Genomic DNA, 25,461 nt, shown 5'->3' on the forward strand with positions numbered 1-25,461 from the left:
GGAGGGGAGCCAATGAAGGTTGCGATCCTCGACGACTACCAGAATGTTGCGCTGCAGCTCGCCGACTGGTCGGGCGTCCGTCGGCACGCCGAGATCACCGTGTTCAACGACCACGTGGCCGACGCGTCGGCAGTCGTCGAACGGTTGCAGCCGTTCGACGCGATATGCGTCATGCGCGAACGCACGCCGCTTACGAGGGAGATCCTGCGGCAGCTCCCGAACCTCAAGCTGATCGCGTCGACCGGACTACGAAACGCCTCCATCAACAGCCAGACCGCGACCGATCTCGGTATCGCGGTCACGGCGACCGGCTATGACTCCGCACCCACCATCGAGTTCACCTGGTCGCTGATTCTCGCCAGCATGCGGGGCATCGACCGGGAAGCCGCCTCACTCAAGGCAGGGGGATGGCAAACGAGCCTCGGCGCAAATCTGAGGGGTAAGAGCCTGGGCGTTGTCGGGCTGGGCAACATCGGAAGAGAAGTGGCGCGCATCGGCCTCGCGTTCGGCATGAAGGTGATCGCCTGGAGCCAGAACCTTACTGAGGAGAAATCAAGCGCCGCCGGTGCCACCCTCGTGGACAAGCAGACGTTGTTCCGCGAGGCCGACATCGTGACAGTCCATCTCGTCCTGAGCAGTCGCACCAAAGGCCTGATCGGGGCGCCCGAGTTCGCCCTAATGAAGCCGACGGCGAAACTCGTTAACACATCGCGCGGTCCGATCGTCGACGAAGCGGCGCTGGTCGAAGCGCTACAGGCGCGGCGGATCGCCGGCGCCGCGGTCGATGTATTCGACGTGGAGCCGCTGCCTCCCGATCATCCCTTCCGGAAGCTTAAGAACGTCCTCGCAACGCCTCACATCGGCTACGTCACCGAAGATCTTTATCGGACCTTCTACGGCGATGCCGCGGCCAGCATCGCGAAATGGCTCGAGGCCAGCGCAGCGTCGGCATAGCCATCTGCGGCGAACAATCTACTCATCAACACGAGGTGTACCAATCATGAGCGCGAGCAACGGAAAAAAGAGCGGTCGGAACAAGGTCCTGGTCACGGGTGCAAGCGGCCTGCTGGGGGTCGCCGCGATCGAGAAGTTTCTTTCCGCGGGCTGGGAGGTGGTCGGCGTCTCGCGCCGCAAGCCCGAGCTACCCAGCGGCCGCGACGTCCAATTTCTATCCGTCGATCTGCGGGACGAGGGAAAGGCCCGTGCCGCGTTCGAGCCGCTGACCGACATCACCCACATTGCCTACACGGCCCTGCATGAGAAGCCCGAGCTGGTCGCTGGCTGGTCGAGCAAGGATCAGATCGAGACCAACAACGCCATGCTGCGCAACGTGGTGGAGCCAGTCGTGCGTACCGCCTCCAATTTCCAGCACATCAGCATTTTGCAGGGAACGAAGGTCTACGGCGTGCACCTGCACCCGATCCCGATCCCGGCCCGCGAACGTGATGCCCGCAAAGATCACCCGAACTTCTTCTTCGACCAGGAAGCCTATGTGGGTGAGATGGGTGCCAAGCATGGCTTCAATTATACGGCGCTGCGCCCCCAGCTCGTCACCGGTCCGACCCCAGGCGCATTGAACGTTATCCCCGCCATTGGCGTCTACGCGGCGATCCGGCGCGAGAAGGATGAACCGTTCGGCTTTCCCGGCGGTCCGTCGTTCGTTTGGGAAGCCGCCGATGCAGACCTCGTCGCGGACGTGATGGTCTGGGCTGCACAGTCGCCTCGGGCGGCGAACGAGGCGTTCAACATCACGAACGGCGACGTGTTCGAGTGGCGCAATGTGTGGCCAGCCATGGCCGAAACCCTCGGCGTCGAAACCGGGCCGGACATGCCAACGAGCGTGACAGTCTACCTCGATGAAAACGCGGACGTCTGGGACCGGATCGTCGCAAAGTACGATCTTCGCTCGCGGAACCTGCGGCAGTTGGTTGGCCATGGGGACCAGCACGCGGATTTCGCATTCGCTTATGGCGCCCCGGAAGGACCTCGGGCCTTTGTGAGCACCGTCAAGTTGCGCCAAGCCGGGTTCACGAAGACAATTGATACCGAGGTCTCGTTTCGCAACGCGCTGCGGTCTCTGATTGACCACAAGCTCCTGCCGCCAGCGGCGAAGTAGTCCGGATGATCGCGGCCTTGGATGGGCTGAAGAATCAAAGGGTCTTGCCTTGAACACCTACCGAGATTGAAATGACTCTCCTCGTCACAAGCGCGGCTGGCGCAAACGGTGCAGGCCATGGAAAAATTCTTGCCTTCACTGATGACGGCAAGCCGATCGGCGTGTTCGGCGACGATCCGCGCATTTCCGACCCACGCGGGCTTGGGATCGACCCTGTCGACGGGCTGCTTTTCGTCAACAGCGGCTCAAATGGATTCTCGCGCTCGACCGCAACGGACAGATCGTACGCGCAAGCAGAGCCGTGGAGGGACTGAACCCGGGCGGCGGCAATTTTGGGCCGGACGGCCGCTATTATGTCGGCCTGCGCAGCGAGCGCACCATCATGGCGTTTGCGCAGCAGCTCGACAGGGCGGGCGAATATATCCTGCCGCCGCAGGTCGTGCCGTTTCCGCGCGGCTTCGCGTTTGGCCCCGATGGCACGCTGTTTCTCGGATCCGGCATCGGTCCGGGCGGGGAAGGCGACAACATCATTCTGGCGTTCGATTCCGATCGCCGGATGCTGCCATCATGGAAGGTGAGAGATCCGGAGCTCAGTCCGCTCGATGTTGCGATTGCGCCAAGCGGCAACATCGTCGTGAGCAGCGAGCATCCGTTCGGTGCCGCGGATGCGGTTGCGACCATTCGAGAATATGATCGTGCTGACGGGCATCTCATCCGTGTTCTCCTGCCACGCAATGACTTGAGATTCCAGAAGCCGCGGGGGTTGCGGTTTGGGCCTCAAGGCCGGCTCTACTGCGTGACCCAAGACGAAGCGGTGGCCTTTGATTTTGCAACCGGGAAGTGCCTCGGTGCCGTTGTCAAGCTACCCGGCCTCAACGGCCAAGCCGTCATTTTCTTTCCACAAGGTGTGGATCGGCAGCAAGGAGAAACGCAGTGAAGCCGGACCGAGCAGGGTCGCGAGACCTTGCAATTTGAAACCCCAGCAGAGAGATTTAACGCCTGTGTTGCGTCGACCGGTTAGAATCGGTTCTCCTCCAGGAATGCCGATCAACCCTTCAACCGGGCAAGCACGTTTTCGACGGCCGCGATAGCCCCGGCCTGATCGCCCTTGGTTAGGTCGACCAGCAGCCGAAAGCCGTCTCGAACGAATGGTTACGGTGATGGTCATCACTTGTCCCCATGCGCTCGGTCTCGCGGTGCCGCTAGTCGTGGCAGCCAGCACGCGGCTCTCGGTGGAGAGCGGCCTTCAAGCCGGCGCCGCAGTTGTACCATATGGCCGCAGAGGAGTTGTTTGTACCGACGTCTGCGATTTGCATGGTATCGACCCATGTGTGGGATAATCTCGGGGCGCAGAACGTTGGTTGTCCGGCAGCGCTTATCGTCAGACCCGGCAATACTCCGTCGCCCGCACTGGCGGTGCCTGGGTGGCCGGCGCCGGCAGCCGTCGGTCCAAATCTTCCGAGCGTGGCCGCGCAACTGATCAAGCTCTGGCGTTGATGGGGTTGTTGGCGCCGAACTCGGCGCGGGCAAGAAGCCGTTTGGAACTGACGGCGTGCGCTGTTGCCGAAGGCGCGTTGTTCATGGGCCTTGTCTTTCGTGAAGAATCCGCCTGGCATTACGTCGGCGGGCCGAAATCCTCCGTTGCGCTCTCGCGAGGCTCCTAGTCAACTCGTGACCAATGAAAAGTTCAATCATGCGAAGTTTGCGCAAATTCAAGCAAATTCAAGCAACGTCCGATCGATAAGCCGCACTATATTGCTGACTGTCGATGGCTCGCCCAGAAGCTTGGAGGAAGAGAGGCAACCTAGTGTGAGGCGACGGCCGGTCGGCACATTCGCCAGAACCGTTCGATCTCGACCGCAAGACCGCCTGCATACGGGACTAACCCGTCGCGGCCGGGTCTCGGTCGGGCGGGGCAGCGCGATCGATGGCAGGCCGCTTTTGTCAAATCGCATGCGATCATCGCTGCACAATTCACTCCCCAAACACTCATTGATACCGATGGTGCGACATTTGAAACGGCCCAATATCGCCTCGGTCATCGCCCATTGGGCCGCAGCCTTGGCAATGATCCTAGCGCTGTATTTCGGCTATGGGAATGGTCCGCGCCAGGAGGCATTCGTCGCGCACGCCTACGCCGGCCTCACCGTGCTGGGTCTTGTGGTTGTCAGGCTCTTCCTGCGGACGCTGTTGCCATGGCCCGACGAGGAGAGCGGCGGCTCTCGCATTTCTAGGCTCGTCGCAGAGGCCATGCATTGGACGCTCTACGCCTTGATGTTGCTGACGCCACTGACCGGCTGGATCGTCGCCTCAGAGGTGGGATGCACGGCCGTTCCTAGGCTGCCGAACATCGATCGTCTTGGCTCCAGCTTTTCCATCGGCCATCCGGTCAGCGCGATGACGTACCACGTTCATGTTTTCTTTGTTTGGTCGCTTCTAGCGCTGATTTCTCTCCACGTGACGGCGGCGCTTTTGCACCATTTTGTGTTTCGGGACACCATTCTGGCCAGAATGATTCCAGTCCTTGGACAGCGCGCCGGATCGGTATCGGATTCATACCCGACCGCGAATTCGCGACCTCACCGGCTGAAAAAGCCGGGGAGCAACATCGTAAGAACGGAGAAATGCTGAGACCAGCTAGAGTCCAGCCTCAGCAGCAGCCTATGCCCGCTTTCACAACCCTGCGGTGATTCGATAGCACGGCAATTAGATGCACCGAAGGCAATGCTTCACGAAGTAAGGACAAGCCCTTGACCTCAAGTTGGGCGCGATCAGGCGCCGTGACGTTGCGGCCCGGGTGGGCCTGGCGCGAACCGGGCGTACCTGTTGGTGCGGCGACAATCGGGATCGTGTTCGTTGCACGGCCGCATGAAGCGCCCAATCGGATGCGGCGATGATGACATCGGCCTTGTAACCAACGAGAGCCTGCGCCAGCTCCGGCATTTGCTCCTTCGTCCCCACACGAACATCAACGACGAGATTGCGACCTTCCACGAAGCCGCGCGTCACCAGATAAGGCAGTATGACAGACCGCATGATTTGCCGCGATCTCAGTGAATGCGACGACGCTACGATTTGCCTCTCTCGAAGGGGGGAGCGAAACCGCATTTTCCCTCCAAACAGGTCACGAATGATCAAGATCGCTTTGGGTGTGTTCTATGTGGAGAGCACGATCGCCTACATCGTCGAGCTAATCGAAGTCTCGCATGGAGAAGTGGTCGGCTTTCGAGTGCCATAAACCTTCGTATCGTTCCGTGACCACCTTGGATGCCCGACGAGTACCCACGTTCAATTGTGTCGGTGAAAGCGATCGTCTTAGGCTGGATGAGTTGGAAAAGCGCACGGGCTCATGAAGTGCGACGGTGAAAGAAGGTTGATCGACGAACAGCGACGATAATGCCAAGAGGAGACTGCAATGCTGAACCGCTCCGAAAGTCTCATAGGTGGCAGAGCCGCGCGATGCGCAGTTTGTGATGGCAAGTTTGGTCTCGTCCGGTATTACTCGTGGCGAGCCCCCCTTTGTTCGAAGAAGTGCGTCGATCGGTTCAGAGCTCGCCGGGCAAGTGACCGGAATTGGCTGCCCTGGCACCAAATCGCCTTAGACCAAGCGACAGAGAAACGCGCGAGGGCCCTATGACATTTCAGCAGATCTCACAACGAGGCAAGGAGTACTTAAAAACAGCAGAGACTTTGCTTCGCGCTGCCAAAACCATGACCGACCAAGCGGTTGCGGGTCAGCTTAAGGCCCTTGCCGACGACTACCAGCGGCGAGCTGAGAAAGCCTCGCATGTTGACGCGGCCAAAGCATTCGCTCGATCGGCTGCGAACGCTGAAGGCGAGTGGCGTACATGACCTCATGGGCAGCATCACAGCCCAACCTGCGGAAGAAATGCGGTGAACGTTGGGATGCCCGGCGCGCGGCCCTAAATCAAGGTGAGATGTTTATCTGGCGGAAGTTCTCTAACTGCGAACTCCTTCTCCAATGTCTGGAGCGAATTTGGGCGAAATTATTCGATTTGTTACAAAGTCTGAGCGCGAGCGAGCCCGACTAATTCGAGAAGCCCGCGCGATATACGACAGCATCTTCCCGCCGGCTGATTCAGTCAGCGAGAAACAGAACAAGGTACGGGTTAGCGGCCCCAGTGCCCATCGTAGCGACGGGGTTCTCCTGTCGTGATCAAGATCATCGCCGTGCTCTGCGGTCTCTCCTCTCCGGCAAACTGCCACGAGCAGACCGTCACCACCTCGGACTTTGCTGAGGTCTCAATGCAATCCTGCCTGATGGGCGCGCCGCAGCTCGCGGAGTGGATGAAGGAGCATCCCGCCGAGCGCCTGGCGGCATGGCGCTGCGTGATCGGCAAACGGGATGGCAGGCGAGTTTAGGGTGGAAAGTGGCTTCCTCGAGAGTTCGCGGCCAATCCGATCGGCGCCGAATGTCGGTATCGCGTATTGCCTCATCTGAGGACGTTACTTTCGCTTGACGGATGTAGCGCTGACGGACGGTCTGTCCGAGGTTTGGTCAATGCTCGGAGGATCGGAGGGGCTGGGGGCGTCGCGGAGTGCCCATCACACGCAGCGTCGCACCCGGTCCCGGGATCACCGACCGGTGCCGCACCCTTAGTCATGTGCAGGATGATCGTCTCGGCGGCTTTAATTGGTGACTACGCTGTCCCCTGTCGTTTGCAGCACCGCTCTAGAGCGCGCGCGCATTTTCTCCGTCGGCCCGACTCCGCGATTGCCACTGCAGCCGACGCAATGCTCGCAATTCGTCGCCTCGTATCGGGTGTGTACTGGGTGATCCGTTCTTCACCCTCCGCACCGCCAATGTCGCAGCCTCGAATGCCGCAATTTTGAACACGCTTCTCGCAGCCTTTCGACTAAAGTTCGTTCGGGCAGGAAGAGAACCCGAACTGCGGAGATTTTCCTATGGCTACGCAGATTGTGATGGACCAATCAGGCGACACCCGTCATCACTTCGATGCAAAGGATGTGAAAGCTCTGTCCGACGCGGAGCGTCGCTTCAAGGCGCTGACGGGAGCAGGCTTTACGGCTGCGGTTCGAAATGCAAACGGCGAAGTGTCACTCGTCCGGTCTTTCGATCCCAATGCAGAGGAAACTGTTTTCTTTCCCCGTTTGGTCGGCGGCTGATTGATCCATGGCTATCGGGTTGTTGAAGACGGCTGCAACCTGCGTTGTGCGCCCGATCCATCACATAATCCGCCTGGTCCAGCTCGCGCAGAGCTGGCGCCAAGCGCAATACGAAGGTAGGGCAGCGCGCGGCAACACTCTCCTAAGAGAGTGGTTGTCGCCGAAGCAAAAGGCGCAGTTTGACACCATCAAGTCCTTTGACGTCGTTGGCTGCAACACTGGTAAGTCCTATCGTATCCAGTGCGGCGTAAGCGCCAACGTTGTCGAGCTGGACGATGCTGGCCGACACCATGGGTTGGTGCTTTGTCCCGACGGGCAATCTTGTGCCTGGAGACGTAATGCTTGCTCAGAAGATCGCGTTGGAAGCCGACGAGCGCCGCGCATTAGCCGTTGCATGACAGTTCCTTGTGGCGCAGTTACCTTCCCGGTTGTTGACTGGGCCGTAAGACCAAAACTCCGGTCTGGCGACCTCGTCCGTCGTGGCGCTGCACGCTATGTCGCTCGCGGGGCCCGTCGGTTCGGCAATATTTCGCTGCGCTGTGGAATTTAGTCGCTATCGGGCCATAGCGGACTCTAGTCTTCAACCTCCCGACCTTATCCTGCCCTTACCGCCGCACTTCGTGCAGCGCGGAGGGTAAATCCTTTTGCCGGGCGCAGGCCGGGTAATAACCGGCAGGAAGCCCGTGCCGTTGCAGGCCGGGCATATTTCTTCGACTACCTCTGACTTTATTGACTTCATTATGCGTGCGGCTCCGGCGACAAACTACCAGAGCGATTAATTACATTTTTCCAAAATTGCGCAATCAATTGCGCGGAGTAACCTTGAACAACAAGGTTAAGTTGAACCTGGTCTTGATCGGCTCGCCCGCAATTGAATATGTGCATTATGGCGTGTGGCGATGATAGCTACGTATTGGATTCCGATGGCAACCGCATCCTCATCGGATTAACCCTGGACGAGACTCGAGAGTTCGAATGTCTCGACGAGTTGATTTCGAGTCTCAGTCCTGCACCGACCAACGATAGCCGTTCGCTAAACGAACGGCGCTGGCTTGTGCTTTATGATAAGCACGAGGCTGCGGTACGCATATACTTATCAACGCTGAACGCAAAAGCGCTAAAGGCATCCCGAACGGAGTGAGCGTCGTGAAGGGCGCTTGATGGTATTCCAGCGTCACGCCAACCCGGCACTTCCCTCCCAGGTGACCCTAAGAGCATGCTTCCTATGGTGCTATTCGAAGATCCACCTCTGGGGCCGACCTGGGCGTCAGACCCGCCAGAACGTTTTTGAAGCGGGTTGGGGACAGGTCGGTGTAACGAACGGTGTGCTGGATATTCTTGTGCCCCAGGTACGCCTGCAAAGCCCGTGTGTCGTGGCCCTTGGCAGCCAGCGCGAAACCGCAGGCGTGCCGCAGCATGTGCGGGTGCGCCTTAAAACCCGCTTCCTTGCCCGCCCGCTCGACCACACCCGCGCAAAGCCTGCCATCGTGAAGGGCGAACCCTGCTCGGATGTGAACACAGGGGGAGACTTCGGCTCCTGGTCACGCTGCAGCCGGCGCAGCCAGCGCAGCTCGGGATGGTATCTTTGTGGTCTTGTCCTTTTCTAGCGCCGCAAGTCACGGTTCGCCGAACGTGGCAATCCGATCAATGCCGCAGACAAACAAGACGCGCTTTTCATCGATCTTCGGATCGCGCAGTGCATAGGGGCCAGGCTTGCCGGTGTACTTGGTCCAGATGCGGTCGAGCTGTTTGGTCACGTATTCGCCGCCCGGTTCCCACTCCCGCATCTCCTTCTCCACAGTGCACTTTATCTGCACCCAGTGGTAGGGGTTGTTGGGATTGACCAGTAGTATCGTTAGGCGCGGATTCTTGCGGATCCATTCGCACTTGTGCCGATGCGACGCGGTGTTTACCAGGATCTTGTCGCCCTCATAGTCGAACCACATCGGCGTGAGACCGATCCGGTCGTCCGGACCGATCAAACCCAGAGTCATAGTGACCGGCTCATCGAGCAACCGTTTGTACTTTGGATCGAGATCACGCAGGCCCGACGCCTTCTTGCGCTCGCCGACCGCAAACTGGCCCTCCTGCAGGCCGTGAGCAACACTACGAAAATTGGCTATCGTGAAGCCTTCCGACATCGTTTCCTCCATCGAACTCGCGCTTATGCCGCGCGCGATCAATATGGAAGATCAAAACAGCCCACGAAACAATACCTAGATATTGTCGGTCGTGCTTAAACTCAACATCCTGTCAGTGGCGGGTTTTGCTCGCTCACTGCTGTCCAGAAGCGCCGGTGCATACTGCGGATTCATAAGGATGATGTCAGTCAGAATTCCCCTAAGATGTCTGAGACCCCTGAAGATTCCCTCCTGAACATCCTCTAGAAAATAATCCTTCCAGGCGGCGTTTGTACCGACCTGCCAAATTACGAGGGAAGGATTCTTTGCGATTACGTCTGTCTTAAATCTAGCGGCCTCGTCGGGCGCCTCCTGGCCGCCAATACCGAGATTGAGCACATAAATCCTGGGTCGCGAGAAAGTTGACGCGAGTGCGGCGCTTAATCGGCTTGGATAAGATGTGGGTGGGCTAGCCCCTTCACCCGCGGTCGATGATGAGCCTATGGCAACGACGTTAAACGCATCTAGTTCACGTAACGCTTTTGCCAAGTTGGGGAGATGCACCCCAAGTTTGCAGAGCTCGGGTGGCGTGTTGCAGCAATCAAGCGCAGATGAGGCCATGACAAGCGTCTCCTGATAACAATGATGCAACTGAAAGCAATATAATAAAATTGCCAATTCTCGCAGGGCAATTTTTGCAGCCCGTTGTCGCGGCGCGAGCGCGAATCGACGTTCCTAGACAATCGGGAGCGCAAGAGCGGAATGGGCAGGCCGGTCTTCTCCTCCATCGGCAGCGCGTCAAGCTCGGTGCGCACCATGATGGTCGGACCGTCGCCATTTTTGTAGAGCGCATCGAGTTTTGGATATTCGCTCTCGAAGGAGATCTCGATCGATTGCTTTAGGCTTTCGTCGATCTCCGCCTGCGCCGGCAGCGCAACCATGCGCTGCCGAAGAACGCTCTGCGTGACTGCCGCGAGTTGCCGAGGCAGGCCTTTTCAGTCGCACTTCCAGTGGACTTGCTCCGCGAATTGCAAACGATCAGTAGGACGTACGTCGGGTCAGTCTTGCCCTTCGTCGGGCACGGGTCATGAACATCGTCGGCATCAACCACTAATCGCCCCAGAAGACTGCCAAAACCTCGGACCAACGATACCGCCAATACTCTGGCTCCCTCGAGGTGATCGAATGATGTTGCCCCTTGCTGCGTTGCATGAGCCTGGAAGTAGCCCGTCGCGACTTTGCAGTGCCGAGCCAGCTTGGTCGCTTCTCTAATCGGCCGGTTGAGGTCAAGCACTTTCAGACTGTTTCTACCTTCACGGTATGGGTGTCACCTGCGGGCACGTGCTTCTCTCCGGAATTGGCACACAGGCCCTTCCATCATGGGATCCGAGGACGAGGGGGCCGCAAGTTAGGAGACGGACATCTGCCTCGCCCGACGTGCGACCCTGTTACCTTGCTACCAGGGCATAATGCGGCCTGCACGTTCGACGCTTACCGAGGGCGGTAATTCGAGAACCAGGCCGCACTAACGGACACGTGCGTCGCGCACGTATCCTCTAATCTGTTCCTTGTAACCACGGCCGTTAAAGTCGCGGACGCGAACCGCAGCCCAACCCAGCTGGCTCATCATCTTTGCAAGGTGCCGATAGTTACCTGCAGTCCGCTTAGCGTCCACATAGGGCGCCGGATCAGAAGCGAACCTCACGAGGTCCCAACCGACACCAATATGAATCGGGCAGGGCGCCCGAGTCGGTGAATCATGGGTTAATTTTCCGGCAAATTTCGGCGCTCGGCAGCCAAGCGACTCAGTCTATGACGTCTTCGTCGCACGGGAAAATGCGGGTGCACACTAATGCCAAACTCGAACGACGTCGCGAGCAACAAGATGCTTTGGGAGCGTGTCCTGTCCCTGCTCGTCGTGGGTGCCAGCGTGTTGGGCGGAAGCGCCGTTTTGCTGATACAGGCGTTGCCACCAATAGTTCACGGATTTCCATAGAGGCGGAATCGCTTTTGAGTGGCACACGACTGAGCGGCGACGGGCTGTGCAATGAAACGTCCAACAAAACGTCCAACAATGAAAATTGCCCTCAAACGTAAGTTATTGGTATTACTTAGAAAAATAGAAAGAAAAATTTGAGACGGAGCGCTTCACCCGCTCCGATTTTCTACGCTACTCTACTATTTAGCGCGATTTAGCACGCTTTTGAACGCCGTGCTCACCGGCCGACGTCTAAACAAGCCTTCTCGACCACTTGTAGCTGCCGGCAGTCTTCTTGAATTGATGTGGACGCGCTGGAGTGGAGACCGTCGGCGATATGCCAGGTGCGGGCGAGATCGGCGGAGGCGATCCTTAGTGATTGCTCTGTCTAGGGACCACTATCTGCACAGGATCAGCAGCCGCGGCAGGTCTGACATGCCGTCTCGCAATTCTTGGAAGAATTGTTGTGAGAGACGGTTTTGGGGAGGATTTCTAAGAACGATCGTTCCGAGATCCTCCTCAGTTTCACGATGGCGTGTTGCATCGATGCCCCTCGGATCACCAGATCCAATTGATCGGCACCCACCGGTAGGCCTGGCCTTGCCTCACCACATGTCCGAGAGCCGGGAACGGAAAATGATATCCCATCGCCAGGAGTCGATCGGATGCAACACGATCCAGGATCGACCTGCGCGTCTTGATCGCCAGAACAGGGTCGTAGTCGAAAACCGGTCTCCATTCCGGGTGCTGAAGGCTGGTGACCGGGTTGTGGACGACATCCGCCATGTGCAGGAACTGCTCGTTCTTGGAGGTGAAGAGAATCGCTGCGTGTGCGGGAGAATGGCCTGGCGCCGAAACATAGTTCACGCCGGTTGCAATTTCGCCACCCTGCTTCACGAAGCGGGATCTGGAGGCTATCGGAGGAAGGTTATCCTTTGCGGCGGACACAATGCCTTGCTTGAACGCATCGGGCATCGGCGATTTCGCCACCTCTGCCTCGAACTGTTTACCCGTCCAGTAATTCCACTCGGTGTCCACGAACACGAAAGTAGCCTTGGGGAAGGCGGGCACGCCGGACTTGGTAACGAGACCGCCGATATGGTCGAGGTGCCCATGCGACACGACCACGAGATCGATGCTGTCGGGGGCAATTCCGGCGCGCTGAAGGTTGGTTTGAAGTTTCGGGAAATTGCCGAAGGCCGGGCCAAGCTTCTCTCCCCAGCCACTGTCGATGAGGATGCGTTCGCGCCCCGTGTCGACCACAAGAATGTTGCTGGTGCCTTGAGCCATGGGCACTATGAAGTTGGCCTTGAGCGCGGCCTTAAACTCCGCTTCAGACGCATTGGGAGCGAAAATCGGTTGGAGCGGGACTTCGCCAAACCCGTCGGAGATCACGGTGGCCTGGAAGTCACCGACCTTGAAGCGATAGAAGCCGCTACCGTTAGTCTGCGATGTATCGGCTTGCCCTCCGGTTTCGGCTCTGCTCTTCCCGGGCAGCATTGACGACAATGCTGCAGCGGAGGTGGCGACTCCAGTAGCGACACTCAGTAGAGTGCGGCGGTCAAAGGTCAATGAAGGCTTGGTCATTTTTGTCTCGTGCAACAAGAGTGGACGCTAGAGAGCGATTCGGGTGAATGCGACGACAGTCGTGCCGCAGCTTGTTCTTGCACTCTGGCGGCGGGCGTCACGATCGAACAATGCAGTCGGCGTACCTTGCCGCAGAAGTGACGTCGGGAGGCCCAATCCAAAGTGCAGAAGCGATGACTGCGTCGGCAGCCACAATGATCCGAGAGCGTCACTTCCTAAAGGTCGAATATGCCACCATTTGTGCCAACCGGCTCAACCATGGGCCTCGGCCTTTGCCGGCATCTATTGATCGAGGGGCTCAGCATTTCTTCGGATGGTTCGCGGTGGCTGGCCGAACGCGCGCAGAAAGGCACGGCGCATTCGTTCCCGGTCTGCAAAGCCCGTTTCGCGCGCCACCACGTCGATCGGATGTGCACTTTGCTCCAGCATCAGCCTTGCCGCCTCTACGCGAAGATTTTCAACTGCCTTGGCTGGTGATTGGCCGGTCTCCGCGCGAAAGGACCGGCTAAACTGCCGAGGGCTCAGCCGAGCAGCTTCGGCCAGTTGCTCTACAGTCAAGGCGTTGCGCAGGTTCTTGCTGGCATAGGTGAGCGCCGCCTGGATGCGGTCGGACTTCGGCTCAAGTTCGAGCAGCGAGGAATGCTGAGATTGTCCGCCCGCGCGCCGATGGAATATCACCAGCTTTCGCGCCACCGCCCGCGCCAATTCGGCGCCAGCATCTTTCTCAAGCATCGAAAGCCCCAGATCAATGCCGGCCGTCATCCCTGCAGATGTCCAGATCGGTCCATCAACGACGAATATGCGATCTTCCTCGACGGTCACCGTGGGAAAGCGAGTCTGAAGCTCGCGCGCCAGGAGCCAGTGTGTGGTCGCGTGCCGTCCGTTCAGCAAGCCGGCCTCCGCCAGAACGAACGCGCCCGTGCATATCGATGCGATCCGTCGCGAAGATTGCAGCTTGGCCCGCAAGTAGGCCGCCAGCTTGGGCGATGGCTTCGGCACTTCGGTCCCACCGCAAACGATCAGCGTATCGTAGTGGCGACGTCCGAAGGGCTGGCTGTCTACGGCCACAGCCGCGGACCCCTGAACCTTGCCGCCATCCTCGGAAAGTATGTCGACTTGATAGATCGGCGCTCCGTTGGCGATGTTGGCGATCTCGAAGACGGTCGAGGAAGCGAGCCCGATCACCTGGAAGCCTGGATAAACGATGAATCCAATTCGTTGCATTCACGCCTCCCAGGACTGTGATGTCCCAAAAAGTGCAGTCTGGATGATTTAGGCCTAGGTCGCGTCGATCGGTCCTCCAATGTCATAAATGCCACCATTTAGGACATGGGGCCTTTGCCGTATCGGCCTGGGCCCAAACCAACCGGCGCGAAACGAATGGCTCGAATCGAGGCCTATCCGACCTTCGTGCCAGGGCCGGACGCGCGTAGAAATCCGTCGACGTCATGTCCATACAAGAACAATCGGGAGAATTTCGTGGATAGCTATTCGCAAATCGTCCTCGCCTCACGACCGAGCGGCCCACCCACGTCTCAAAATTTCCGGATTGAGAGAGGGGAAATACCGAAGCCTTTGGACGGTCAGGTCCTGCTGGGTACACAATATTTGTCGCTCGATCCTTACATGCGCGGCCGGATGAACGACGCGAAATCGTATTCGCCGCCTGTCAGTATCGGCGGGGTCATGGAGGGCGAAGTTGTCGCGACCGTTCTGGAATCCAGGCACGCGGACTATCGCGCGGGAGATCTGGTGCAGGGGCGGATCGGCTGGCGCACGCACGCTGCCGTCGTAGCTTCGGATCTGAAACGGGTTGATACGGGAGGCAGTCCCCTTACGACGGCACTAGGCGTTTTGGGCATGCCGGGCTTTACTGCCTATTCCGGGATGAAGGTGATCGGGCGGCCGAAGTCCGGCGAGACCGTGGTCGTCGCTGCAGCGACCGGGCCCGTCGGTTCGTTGGTAGGTCAGCTTGCGCAACTCGCGGGCGCTCGCGCCATCGGTATAGCGGGCGGACCTGAAAAATGCGCTTATTTGCGCGACGAACTCAAGTTCGACGGGGTTCTCGATCACCGCGACGACAAGATGGCAGAGCAACTTGCGGAACTATGTCCGGACGGCATCGATGTCTATTTCGAGAACGTAGGTGGACCGATCTGGCAGGCTGTCCTTCCTCTTCTTAACCGCTACGCGCGGGTGCCCGCCTGCGGCATGATCGCCTACTACAACGGCCAAGGGCCTGCGGAAGAAGGCTTGCTCTCACAAACAATGATCGCCGTGGTGAGGCGCAGTCTTCAGATTCGCGGATACATCAATTTTGAATTCGTCGAAGAGTATTACGATGAATTCATCAAGGAGCTCGCGCCCAAAGTCGCTTCTGGCCGGATCAAATATCGTGAGGATGTCGTTTCCGGTTTGGAAAATGCTCCAGAGGCCTTCATCGGGATGCTGGAGGGGCGCAACTTCGGCAAGCTTCTGATCAAGGTGAGCTGACTGCGACGAAGAAAGCCAAGAGCAACGAAGTCGACCCATTACCCCATCGCGAAGAGCGTGCACTAGGTATTGTCCGGTAGCGTCGCTGCGGAACCCTTGGAGATTATGTGACACAATGCCAAGCCGGACCACCGAATTTGACGTTGAGAGCAGGCTCCAGTTGACGTTCGCGGTGGCCACCAGCAGCATCGACCCTCTACTGCCATCTGGTTGGACGAGCACCGAAACGGCGGCTGGCCCCACGCGCGGGGCCACGATGACTCTGACGTTTCGGGCTCGCCTGCTTACGTCGATAATTGGCGACAACCGCCAAGAGACACCGGGCGAAAGAGATGTCGGCGCACTCATAACAGTGGGCATGCGTAACCGATCTACCGGGGAGCACGCGACATGCGTGCTGCACAGTTTCAGCGCCAATGCGAAGAGCCTGCCTGGCCCCTACAAGAATTCCGTACTGGCCGAAGTCGCTCGTCAGCAAGCGCACTTGCAGGGCGTTGAAGGAAATGCCCGCTGCGCGGAAGACTGGCGGCTTTCCATGCTGGGCGCCGCGGTGTTGGGCGTCGATCTTGCCTATGCGCCTACGAGAATCCAGACGGTTCATTCGGAAATGAAGGTCTATGGCGGGCCTGATCCGAGCTTCTTTCGCAGATATCACGTCGAAAAGGGTGTCGAACTAATTCTGAGTCGTCCCGACGGGGTCGATAGGCTCTCATCACTTGGAATTCTCAACGAAATGTCCGGGGTAGGTGGACTGATGCAGCGTGACAAATGCGTCAGTGTCATCTCAGAACCATGGTATCGACGATTCGTTTCGTCGGACGATGCCTAGATCACTTGGCCCGCGAAATAAGCGGTCGCCCGCATCTGCGCAGGACCGGCGAAGTGACGGTCACCCGCACCCCCGAAATTCGCAGGTGGCGGACCATCATGTCCCAAACCGTGGTGAATATGACATTCGCTCCGAAGCCGGAGAACTCTAGATTCGCGCGATAGCTGGCCGTCTAGCGGTCGGGCCCAGTGTCTCGATTACCCCAAGGAGGCGGCAACAAGTCCCGAGAACCAACCATGACCCAGGACGACGCATCGCCTTCATTTTCTGATGTCCAGCACAGCATGATGGTGGCGGCCGACGAACTCGTGACGCGCCTAACGTTTTGCATCGCTGTCGATCGCGATCTGGGCCTGCGTCGTCGTCTGCGTGCTTTGGGCTCACCGATCGCCGAGACTCAAAAGTTGTTCGTGCAACCGCCGGACGCTCGCGTTTGGCTAGCGATCGGCCACGATGGACCGATGAAAGTCGTCCGCGATCTTCCGATCGGAGCACATCGATTGGACGTGAACGATCTGATCGATGGCCATGATGACTTTTGGCGCGAACTGCTGGTAGCAAGCGAGCGCTGCAAAGCACAAACGACGGCATGGGAGCTGTTGGCGCCTGTCTTCGACCACGGCATTCCGCTCACAGGCCCCCGCATTGCAGAGATCACAAGTTGGGCGCCTGTCATCGAAGTGGTGGCCTATCAATACTTCACCAATGCCGGTATTCTCCTCGACAACATACGTCGACCGATCCTGGCAGACGGCGTCTCGTCTGCCGACCGGGATTCTCGACTGATCGGCTATTGGAGCGTCCTGCATACAATGGGGCATCTCCTCACGGTCGCCTCAAGTACCGGTGCCAGGCCTTGGCTGACCCAGATGGCGATGTCGTTTGAATGGCGGACTTGGAGCCCGACATTTACCCTTTCGAGGGAGCGCACTCTTTGGCTGATGGCGGCTGCGGTCAAATCAGCGGTGGCGTTCGGGGAAGCGGTTGTCGAAAAGTATCTCAAGAAACTTTCCGCGTCGGACCATCCAGTCAAGAGCTTTGATGCACTCGCAGGATTGGTCGCCATAGGATTAGACCAGCCGAATTCTTCGGGTCACATTCTCACGGAACTTCTGGCCGCCGGAACGCACACGCTTCGAAGCGAGGCGGGCGCCGCTTATGTCGAACTCATGCTAAAAGCAGCGATCGAGACGCTGCGTGATCCAGGAGCGTCCGAACAGCGGTACACAAACCTAATTTGCGACAACAGCAAACGGTCGAGTAGTCGCGTCAATCTGCTCGGTCCTGACGCGCTCTGGCGCGATCCCGCCGAAATCCTGCCTACAGGTCACATCCTGGGGATCACAGCGCTTCCGCTCATTGTTCGATCGAAGCCAAGCGAATATTACCCACGGAACGGGAAGGAAGGCTACATGATCCGACCTTGCGAAATCCTGCAGATTCTCAAGCGCGCATGGATACCCGATGTGCCGTCTCCCGCGTCACAGACGCTGCACTAACGTCGTCAATCGCTTTCGCGGCGCATGGTTGGACGCGCATCGAGGGCAGGTCGCAGCATGAGACGACGTGAATGACCACACAAGTTCCGTTGTTTGAGGTAGCCGAAACGCTGCGTCGGCAGAGTTGTACTACGGCGCAGCCGCCTGACGCTTCCGGGGCGGTCGAGATGAGCGTCGCTGATCGGCATAGCGGGTTTCGTCGAGTCAAGCAGGGTGATGTCGAAAGCTTCCCTCAGTCTCCCGAAGTTTCGGTCGATCACGATGAGCGCGAACAGCTCCTTCGAACGAAAGTGGCTTCTGAAACTGCCCATGGGCACGCTCAGCCTCGGCGGCGATATCGCGAACGTTGGAGCCGTGATTGCCATGGCTCTCAAAGACGCTGACTCCGGCGGCGATAATCTTGTCACGGTGTGAGGTACGAGCATGTCGCGATAAGGGGGCGTTCTTTCTGGGCTGTCACGATTGGCAATATCCATAGGCCCGCCTTAAGGGCTCTCATGGATCGCCGGCAAAAAATGCTCAATCCGGCAATGAGACGGTTCTGGAGTAGACAGGTGTGGAGATTATCCCGACCAGTTGCTCCGTTCCGTCAAAGATCTCGGTCAACTTAGGTCCCGAAGCACGAAAAATGAATGCTTCGGCTCGATCGACGCTTTCCGCCGCGCTGCGAACGATCTCGGTCGCCTGATCAACCCGGTAGATGCGATAATAGTCTGGATTCGTACCGGACCGGGTGCGAGCGTCTGTCTTGCTCCGCGATGCCAAGCTACGTTTGAACTGAACGTTAACTTGCAATTCGTTGCCGTCATCGGAAGTCAGCTGCCAGTTCTCCCGGATGATCATTTCCCCGTTGGACAGTTTGGAAGTGCGTTCGATGGCAGCTTTTCCACTAACGTATACGGCATAGGCTCCAGGGGCCTGTTCTTTCGTCGTTATGCCGAAGACGATCAAGTTACCGGCAATCTCCGTTTCCTGCTTCCTTGCCGGCAAGGCCAGTACAAAACCAGAGAATGGTGGACGGGGCTTTTCGTCGGCATCAGATGCAAAGTAAGAATCAATAAGAACGACGGTAGCGTTGGCTCCCTTGAGGGGGCCCGTCGCGATGGGATTCGAGACCCATCCTTTCGGCATGAGCTTGCCGATGACTGCATCAGAAGCCCGGAAAGCGACCGTTGTTCGTTTATCGATATTGGTGCCAGATAGCCGTTCGGCGGCGAAAGCTGCTTCAGGCGCGAGCAGCATCGCGACCGACAGGATAGCGAGGCGCGACGCCGCGTGAACAGACTGTAACGATCTCATGTTAATTGGCTCCCATTTCGTCGTTGCCCTATCGAGAACGCCCGGGTTTCCCGGAACGGGCATTGAGTTCTTCCATCGAGGAAGCCCTTCCATGGAGAGGCAGGATCCGGTCCACACTGAGTCTCAGCCGTTGGATGTTCTCGATGAGGTTCATCTCCGTAGCGACAGGAAGTGGGCGGAGCATGTTGTCCTGCGGTCGAATGTGGAAGGGGTCCCCTTCAATCAGAATCTTCTCTTGCGGCAGGTAGACCATGACGAAGCCGCGCGCATGCAGGCTGTCGGGAATCTCGTGAACTTCGACCGTCCGCATAGGGTCGGAAAATACGTGCCGTGTACCGACGCCGACGATTCTTGGTGTTTTCCCGCTTTGCGCGAGGCTGTCCGGTGCGATGCGATTTGGATTCATCAGCACCCGCTCATAATACGGCTTCGCGATCGCACTGACGAACAAGGTTGCGTCTTGGCTGGCGGCGTATCTCAGGCCCCCTGTGTGGTCGAAATGATGGTGCGTAACGACCACACTGCGGACGGTTTTCCCGGGCACCAGCCCGTTTGCCTTCGCGAACAGTTGCGTCGCGAAGCCGTCGGAGAGCGGCGCTTCCACCAGGAGGATGTGATCAGCCATTTCGATGGCGACGCTATTGTGCGTGACACCTCTCAGGAACCAGACACCATCTGCGATCTTTTCGACGATCAAGGAAGGTCTCGCGGCTGGCGTCTGTATCGCAGGCGGCACTTCGGTGTCAGACGGAAGATCGAGACGAACGTCACGAACTGCGATATCGAAGAATTCGCTTCCGCCTTGTGTTTGTCGGATACGTAGAGGAAATTTGATGCCCGATGTCTCGCGATAGTCTTCAAACAGGGTGAGTATCTCCATATCACCCATGACAGGATTGGGTATTTTTGCGGCGATCTCCGTCACGAGGCCGTTCATGTCGACCCAGACAACTGCCTCCATGACCTTGGGGATGCTGAAGCTCAGTGTTGAGTATGCTTGTCCGCCTTTGCTGACCGCATCCGCGACTGCGTTAAACCGTTTTGCGGCGAGAATTGCGCCCTGCGGCGATGACGTCCAAAGATCGTGAACGCGCGTTTCGTAGGAGCCTGACGCAGGCCCCACGAATGTTCCGATCGTCGTCCATGAGAAGCGCTCACGCATAAAGCCGACAGAGGCTGCATCGCCCTCACCGAACGGGGGATTTCCCCCGCCACCGCGGACTTCCGCACGGCTGCGAATAGAGTCTTCGCGGAAGGGCCCGGCCTCGAAGTCAAGCACGCGCGTCATCAGGGGAATCGTCAGCTTTGGCCATACCAGATTAGCTCGTAGGCTTGCCCGAACAGGCCTCCGGAGCCGGCCCCGGTAAAAGTAATTGTCTTCACGTTTGCGCCGCCAAGCGTCGACTGGGCTCGCTGAATGACGGCGTCTGCATCTGCCGGAGCCGCAAATGTAGGTGCGCCAATCGTACACGCGGTCCAAGCGAGGCAGAGCAGCCGTCCGATGCTTCGTTGGAGACGAGATCGCACGCCAAATCTACGACGTGCGATCGCGTAACATATCTGGATCCCATTCATAAGTCGGTCTCCTCGAACGTTTTTCGTAGCCATGATTGCGTGAAGCACCTGGCTGTGTTGTTCGCTCAAGCCGTTCAATATGTACGAACGTAGTCCGTATTGGATGGTGCCGACGGTTGTAAAGGCAGGGCCGAAGTGAATGTCCGGAATCGAGGTGTATTTGACCTGTTCGCGCGAGTTCGTCGAACTAACCTTCGTGCGTCGATGAATAATACGTTCGACCATATTGAATTGGGTTTGGAGATGTCACGGTGGCGCGCGAGCGAAGAACTCACCCGTTCTTGGGGCTGCTGATCGTTGCCGCCTGCGTTTTCCTCGGGCGCGACGTTCGTGCAGCTGACTATCCCAACAAGCTGATCCGTTTCATTGTGCCTTATGCGGCGGGCGGGACGACCGACCTTGTTGCGCGTTCAGTCGGGCAGAAAATATCTGAAGTTCTCAAGCAGCCGGTGGTCATTGAGAACAAGGGAGGCGCGGGTGGCAACATCGGGATGGATAGCGTGGCGAAGGCTTCGCCTGACGGCTACACCATCGGGTTGGGCGCCATTTCGACGAATGCGCTAAATCCTCACATCTACAAGTCGATGGCATTCGACCCACGTAAGGACTTTACGCCCATCAGTAAGCTGGGCACATCCACGATCGTTCTGGAGGTTTCTGCGACTTCGCCGATCAAATCAGTTTCCGACCTGGTGGCCGCTGCTAGGAAGAATCCAGGGATGCCATATGGAACGCCGGGGATAGGGACATCGATGAACCTTGCCGGTGTCCTGTTCACCCAGATGACGGGGGCTGAGTTGGTCCACGTACCTTACAGGGGCAGTTCGCCAGCGCTGACAGATATGCTCAGCGGAACCATTGAGGTGATGTTCGACAACCTGCCCGCTTCGCTTCCGCATATTCAGGCGGGCAAGATTCGCGCCCTTGCGGTGACAGGAGCCGCCAGATCCGCGTTCTTGCCTGACGTTCCGACTCTGGCGGAAACCGGGCTCAAGGGATACGCGATAGATCCCTGGTTTGGTGTTTATGGACCAGCAAATCTGTCGAAGCAGGTAGTTGAAACGCTGAACAAGGCGATCACCGCAGCTTTGGCCGACCCCGAAGTCAAAGGCAAGCTGACAGCCTCGGGATTCTCACCCAACGGTTCCTCAGCTGACGAGTTGGCCGAACTGACCCAGGCGGAGTACGTCCGCCTTGGGGAAGTAGCCGCATGGCTAACATGACCAGCGAGTAGTGCAGTTGTCGTGCTGACTGGTCTGACGCTTGAGGGCATCCCGGAAGAGATTCGGATGTTTTTCCATCGAGCAAGCCATGGAAGCACCGCGGAAGGATACGTCTGGTGAAGGCCACAGCTCTAGAGGAACGGTCATGACATTCTTCTGCCCGCCGTCGGAGGTTGGCATGGACGAATCGAAGCTCATCTTGCTTCGAAGATCGATCGAAACCGATATTGAGAAGTGGGTGTCCGACGGCTCTGTGGTCCTGGTCGCCCGCGGCGGTCGTATCGTCATGCATGAAGCGATTGGTTACTCGGACAAGCGCAGCGGCCGGAAAGCAAAAATCAACGACGTCCTGCCGATCATGTCGCTCACGAAGCAACTGACGGCCGCCGCACTCTTTCGGTTCATTGATCGAGGCCAGGTTGCGTTGACCACGCGGATCGCGGAAGTGATCCCGGAGTTTGGCAAGAATGGCAAGGAGCGGGTGACCGTTCGGGAGGCTCTGAGTCATCAGGCCGGTCTGCCGATGCAGCACCCGGTGGAGCAGTGGCGCGACGGTAACGAAGCATATGTCGCCCGAATTTGCGAGCTACCGCTCGAGCCAGCGCCGGAAGGGGTGGCAAACTACCACGCCGGAGCGGCGCACGCGATTCTCGGCGAGGTCATGCGGAGGCTGGATGAGAAAAAGCGACCCATCCATCAGATTATGGCCGAGGAGCTCTTTCAACCCACCGGAATGATTGACACGGCGTTGTCGTTGAAAGGGCGAAGTGACCTCGCCAAGCGATTGGCTCCGATTGCCGTACGGGACGACTCACCCGACGCGCTTCCGGCACATGATATTGAGCAAATCGCGGAAATCTGCGCCGAAGTTGATTTTCTCGCCGGGGGCGCTTTCTCGACGGCATACGACCAGTTTCGGTTTGCTGAGATGCTGCGACTTGCGGGCAAAATCGATGATGTGCGCGTTCTTTCTCCAGCGATCATAGAGGCCGCGACGACAATCCAGTCCGGCAGCAAGCTTCACGGCCTGTTCATGGTGGCGGCCGAGCGGGACCATACCGATGCGTTCCCGGCCAACATCGGCCTTTCACTCTATGTTGGTGGCGAGGGAATTTTCGTTACGAACATGGGTACGCTCAGTTCACCCCGGACTTTTGCCGGGTCTGGCTTCGGAGGGCAATTGTTTTGCGTGGATCCCAAGCGCGAGTTGACGTTCGTTCACCTCGTATGCGGCTATCCACAGCTCTACGGCGCGCGAAAACGATCGCAACGCATCGCGGATCTGATCATTTCGTCGGTGGTGGATTAGATGCCCACGTTCCACGCACATATCCCCGCAAAGAGGTTCACAAGCCAGGAAAAGCGCGCTCTTGCCGATGCGCTCAACCTTGCTCTCCACGAAGCGCTCGGCACACCCATGGACGATCGTTTCATCATCATCAGCGAGCACGGTGAAGACGAACTCTTCATCCACCCGACCTTCCCTGGTCTGCAGCGGTCGGAGCGACGGATCATCGTGACAGTAACTTTCGGTACCAGCCGGACGACCGAACAGAAGCGTAAGCTCGCCGAACTCATCAGCCGCTATGCCGTCGAGAAGGTCGGCTTAGGCGAGGATGACGTCAATCTCCTCATGTACGCGGTTCCGCTCGAGAACATGAGCTTTGGTCGCGGCAAGCTGATCTCCGATATCGATCTTGCCATGCCTTGGGTCAGGTAGCGCCGGACAGGCATGCCGTGTCCGAAACGGTGGCAACGCCATGTTCGCCCGCAGCCAAGGGTGACAGCCCCAGCTATTGTTGCAAGTTTCGATGGCCATCCAGAGAGCAAAGAGGATCCCAACGTGAGTCCAGAGGATATGCATTACTACGAGCCATCAAAGGGGCATGGCCTCCGTCACGATCCTTTCAATGCGATCATTGCGCCTCGTCCCATCGGCTGGATCTCCTCGCGGAATTCCAGGGGACAGCTCAATCTGGCACCTTACAGCTTCTTCAACGCCTTTAACTACGATCCGCCGATCCTAGGTTTTGCATCGATATCCTGGAAGGACAGCGTTCAAAATGTGTCGGAGACCCGCGAATTTGTCTGGAACCTCGTCACCAAAGAGCTGGGCGAGCAGATGAACAAGACGGCCGCACCGCTGTCCACGGTGTAAGTGAGTTTGCGACTGCTGGAGTGACGATTGCGCCCGGCCGGCATGTCGGCGTTCCGCGCGTGCGCGAGAGTCGTGCGGCAAGGGAATGCAGGGTTGGCTCGTCCTTGGTGAAGTCGTTGCGGTCTACATCGATAAATCCCTTATCAAGGATGGCGTCTATCAGACTGCACTCGCCAATCCGATTCTTCGGGCGGGTCGGGGTGGAGACTACGTCGAAGTAACCCAGGATCGAATGTTCGAAATGGATCGACCCACCGGCAGCAGCAACCCGGCGTTTCACGGCTCCTAGAGCCGTAACCATCAGATCCATCGACGAGGAGCATTCATGCCTACACTATTTGATAGTTTCAGAATCGGGGCCCTGGAGCTGCCGAACCGGATTGTCATGGCACTCCTGACTCGAATGCGTGCGTTCGAGGAGCGAGCGCCGGGGCCGTTGAACCTGGAACACTATGTTCAGCGTGCAAGCGCGGGTCTCATCTTGACCGAAGCGACATCCGTGGCTCCCCATGGCGTCGGCTATCCCAACACACCGGGCCTTTGGTCGGAATTGCAGGTGCAGCGCTGGACGCAGATAGTGGCGGCGGTCCAACAGGCGGGCGGCAGGATCGTCTCGCAGCTCTGGCATGTGGGACGTATCTCGGATCCGGTCTACCTGAATGGCGAAAAACCCGTTGCGCCGAGCGCGATCGCTGCAGGTGGCCACGTCAGCATGCTTCGGCCGCAAAAATCTTATGAAGTACCACGTGCACTCGATACCGACGAAATTCCGGACATTGTCGACGATTTCCGCAAGGCTGCGGCGAACGCGAAACGTGCCGGCTTCGACGGTATCGAACTGCACGCGGCCAACGGATACCTCTTCGATCAATTCCTGCATGATGGCTCGAACACGCGGAACGACCGGTACGGCGGGCCCGTGGTCAACCGAGTCCGCTTCCTCCTGGAGACGGTCGATAGCCTCTTGAAGGTGTGGCCGGCCGACCGTATCGGCGTGCACCTCAATCTGATTTCCTCTTCGCACTCCATGAAGGATTCCGATCCGGCAGCGTTGTTCGGCTGCGTCGCGGAGCAACTCAGCGAGCGCAAGCTGGCCTTTATCTTCGGGCGGGAGTCGCTTGAAGGCGATACGCCGCGGCTTGCGCCGCTGCTCCGGCAAAAATTCAAGGGTGCCTTCATCGCCAACGAAGGTCTCACCCAGGACACTGCCGAGCGTGTCATCGCCGCCGGCGAAGCCGATGCTGCCGCCTTTGGCAAACTTTACATCGCAAATCCAGATCTGGTCGAGCGTTTCCGTCGAAAGGCGCCTCTCAATCCGTTGAACAGCGCGACAATCTACTCGGGCGATGCAAACGGCTACCACGACTATCCGATCCTGGACACGCGGAGGGACCGCGCTTGAGAAGCGAACGCCCGCGCCCGCTACCGCGGTCACC

25 protein-coding genes and 3 pseudogenes are annotated in these 25,461 nt (G+C 58.3%); 19 read left to right on the forward strand and 9 right to left on the reverse strand.

The genetic code is table 11. The features are described 5' to 3' along the window. Positions 1-12: 12 nt before the first annotated feature. The 11 genes and pseudogenes from V1283_RS11510 to V1283_RS44650 all read left to right on the forward strand — a co-directional run bounded on the left by V1283_RS11510 (position 13) and on the right by V1283_RS44650 (position 7,662). Positions 13-954 (forward strand): D-2-hydroxyacid dehydrogenase family protein, encoded by a 942-nt coding sequence (locus V1283_RS11510; RefSeq protein ID WP_334386607.1) that lies wholly within the window; start codon positions 13-15, stop codon positions 952-954. Between the two features lie 46 nt (positions 955-1,000). Continuing rightward, on the forward strand, positions 1,001-2,116 hold the full coding sequence (locus tag V1283_RS11515) for an SDR family oxidoreductase (protein WP_334386608.1): 1,116 nt from the start codon (positions 1,001-1,003) through the stop codon (positions 2,114-2,116). A gap of 71 nt (positions 2,117-2,187) precedes the next feature. After that, positions 2,188-2,430 carry a hypothetical protein gene (locus V1283_RS11520; protein WP_334386609.1) on the forward strand — a complete coding sequence of 81 codons (243 nt, stop codon included), beginning with the start codon at positions 2,188-2,190 and terminating at the stop codon, positions 2,428-2,430. Next, complete coding sequence (locus V1283_RS11525; RefSeq protein WP_334386610.1) at positions 2,418-3,053, forward strand: hypothetical protein; 636 nt, start codon at positions 2,418-2,420, stop codon at positions 3,051-3,053. The genes V1283_RS11520 and V1283_RS11525 overlap by 13 nt, the downstream gene beginning before the upstream one ends. A gap of 323 nt (positions 3,054-3,376) precedes the next feature. Then, positions 3,377-3,613 (forward strand): annotated as a pseudogene (locus tag V1283_RS44645) (haloacid dehalogenase type II); the annotation flags it as partial. 516 nt (positions 3,614-4,129) lie between these two features. Further along, entirely contained in the window at positions 4,130-4,747 is a 618-nt protein-coding gene (locus V1283_RS11530; protein WP_334386611.1) for a cytochrome b, read from the forward strand. Positions 4,748-5,749: 1,002 nt separating this feature from the next. Beyond that, positions 5,750-5,968, forward strand: a complete 219-nt coding sequence (locus tag V1283_RS11535) for a hypothetical protein (RefSeq protein ID WP_334386612.1) — start codon at positions 5,750-5,752, stop codon at positions 5,966-5,968. A 145-nt stretch (positions 5,969-6,113) separates the two neighbouring features. Continuing rightward, positions 6,114-6,293, forward strand: coding sequence for a hypothetical protein (locus V1283_RS11540; protein ID WP_334386613.1), 180 nt, complete (start codon positions 6,114-6,116; stop codon positions 6,291-6,293). After that, positions 6,290-6,499: a hypothetical protein gene (locus V1283_RS11545; RefSeq protein ID WP_334386614.1), complete on the forward strand. Its 210-nt coding sequence runs from the start codon at positions 6,290-6,292 to the stop codon at positions 6,497-6,499. The genes V1283_RS11540 and V1283_RS11545 overlap by 4 nt, the downstream gene beginning before the upstream one ends. A gap of 543 nt (positions 6,500-7,042) precedes the next feature. Then, complete coding sequence (locus tag V1283_RS11550; RefSeq protein WP_334386615.1) at positions 7,043-7,264, forward strand: hypothetical protein; 222 nt, start codon at positions 7,043-7,045, stop codon at positions 7,262-7,264. 64 nt (positions 7,265-7,328) lie between these two features. Then, positions 7,329-7,662, forward strand: a pseudogene (locus V1283_RS44650) (hypothetical protein). Positions 7,663-8,487: 825 nt separating this feature from the next. Here V1283_RS44650 and V1283_RS44655 read toward each other — a convergent pair. The 6 genes from V1283_RS44655 to V1283_RS11575 all read right to left on the reverse strand — a co-directional run bounded on the left by V1283_RS44655 (position 8,488) and on the right by V1283_RS11575 (position 14,173). Beyond that, positions 8,488-8,730, reverse strand: coding sequence for a tyrosine-type recombinase/integrase (locus V1283_RS44655; RefSeq protein ID WP_442895728.1), 243 nt, complete (start codon positions 8,728-8,730; stop codon positions 8,488-8,490). Between the two features lie 150 nt (positions 8,731-8,880). Then, a complete protein-coding gene (locus tag V1283_RS11560) occupies positions 8,881-9,405 on the reverse strand; it encodes a pyridoxamine 5'-phosphate oxidase family protein (protein WP_334386617.1) in 525 nt (174 codons plus the stop codon). Positions 9,406-9,480: 75 nt separating this feature from the next. Next, on the reverse strand, positions 9,481-10,005 hold the full coding sequence (locus V1283_RS44660; RefSeq protein ID WP_442895729.1) for an SGNH/GDSL hydrolase family protein: 525 nt from the start codon (positions 10,003-10,005) through the stop codon (positions 9,481-9,483). After that, positions 9,909-10,325 carry a hypothetical protein gene (locus tag V1283_RS11565; protein WP_334386618.1) on the reverse strand — a complete coding sequence of 139 codons (417 nt, stop codon included), beginning with the start codon at positions 10,323-10,325 and terminating at the stop codon, positions 9,909-9,911. Before V1283_RS11565 ends, V1283_RS44660 begins: the two co-directional genes overlap by 97 nt. Before the next feature lie 1,595 nt (positions 10,326-11,920). Then, complete coding sequence (locus V1283_RS11570) at positions 11,921-12,949, reverse strand: MBL fold metallo-hydrolase (protein ID WP_334386619.1); 1,029 nt, start codon at positions 12,947-12,949, stop codon at positions 11,921-11,923. 282 nt (positions 12,950-13,231) lie between these two features. Next, complete coding sequence (locus V1283_RS11575) at positions 13,232-14,173, reverse strand: GlxA family transcriptional regulator (protein ID WP_334386620.1); 942 nt, start codon at positions 14,171-14,173, stop codon at positions 13,232-13,234. Between the two features lie 255 nt (positions 14,174-14,428). Here V1283_RS11575 and V1283_RS11580 point away from each other — a divergent pair, with 255 nt between their 5' ends. From V1283_RS11580 to V1283_RS11590, 3 genes are all read left to right on the forward strand, one after another. After that, the gene (locus V1283_RS11580) at positions 14,429-15,442 is read left to right on the forward strand and encodes an NADP-dependent oxidoreductase (protein WP_334386621.1); all 1,014 of its coding nucleotides are present in this window, start codon (positions 14,429-14,431) and stop codon (positions 15,440-15,442) included. A gap of 394 nt (positions 15,443-15,836) precedes the next feature. Then, positions 15,837-16,271: a hypothetical protein gene (locus tag V1283_RS11585; protein ID WP_334386622.1), complete on the forward strand. Its 435-nt coding sequence runs from the start codon at positions 15,837-15,839 to the stop codon at positions 16,269-16,271. Between the two features lie 236 nt (positions 16,272-16,507). After that, positions 16,508-17,770, forward strand: a complete 1,263-nt coding sequence (locus tag V1283_RS11590; protein WP_334386623.1) for a hypothetical protein — start codon at positions 16,508-16,510, stop codon at positions 17,768-17,770. Positions 17,771-17,775: 5 nt separating this feature from the next. On the opposite strand, the gene V1283_RS11595 is transcribed toward V1283_RS11590, so the two are convergent. From V1283_RS11595 to V1283_RS11605, 3 genes are all read right to left on the reverse strand, one after another. Further along, positions 17,776-18,081, reverse strand: coding sequence for a hypothetical protein (locus V1283_RS11595; RefSeq protein ID WP_334386624.1), 306 nt, complete (start codon positions 18,079-18,081; stop codon positions 17,776-17,778). Between the two features lie 208 nt (positions 18,082-18,289). Beyond that, positions 18,290-19,069: a hypothetical protein gene (locus V1283_RS11600; protein WP_334386625.1), complete on the reverse strand. Its 780-nt coding sequence runs from the start codon at positions 19,067-19,069 to the stop codon at positions 18,290-18,292. A gap of 28 nt (positions 19,070-19,097) precedes the next feature. Beyond that, entirely contained in the window at positions 19,098-20,357 is a 1,260-nt protein-coding gene (locus tag V1283_RS11605) for an MBL fold metallo-hydrolase (RefSeq protein WP_334386626.1), read from the reverse strand. A 538-nt stretch (positions 20,358-20,895) separates the two neighbouring features. Between V1283_RS11605 and V1283_RS11610 the strand changes: the two genes are divergently transcribed. The 5 genes and pseudogenes from V1283_RS11610 (at position 20,896) to V1283_RS11630 (ending at position 25,427) form a co-directional block, all read left to right on the forward strand. Then, positions 20,896-21,867 (forward strand): Bug family tripartite tricarboxylate transporter substrate binding protein, encoded by a 972-nt coding sequence (locus tag V1283_RS11610; protein WP_334386627.1) that lies wholly within the window; start codon positions 20,896-20,898, stop codon positions 21,865-21,867. A gap of 178 nt (positions 21,868-22,045) precedes the next feature. Continuing rightward, a complete protein-coding gene (locus tag V1283_RS11615) occupies positions 22,046-23,176 on the forward strand; it encodes a serine hydrolase domain-containing protein (RefSeq protein ID WP_334386628.1) in 1,131 nt (376 codons plus the stop codon). Next, entirely contained in the window at positions 23,177-23,587 is a 411-nt protein-coding gene (locus V1283_RS11620) for a tautomerase family protein (protein WP_334386629.1), read from the forward strand. Between the two features lie 138 nt (positions 23,588-23,725). Further along, positions 23,726-24,314, forward strand: a pseudogene (locus V1283_RS11625) (flavin reductase family protein). Between the two features lie 36 nt (positions 24,315-24,350). Further along, the gene (locus V1283_RS11630) at positions 24,351-25,427 is read left to right on the forward strand and encodes an alkene reductase (protein WP_334386630.1); all 1,077 of its coding nucleotides are present in this window, start codon (positions 24,351-24,353) and stop codon (positions 25,425-25,427) included. The last annotated feature ends 34 nt before the right edge of the window (positions 25,428-25,461 follow it).

The organism is Bradyrhizobium sp. AZCC 2262, assembly GCF_036924535.1.
Lineage (GTDB): Bacteria > Pseudomonadota > Alphaproteobacteria > Rhizobiales > Xanthobacteraceae > Bradyrhizobium.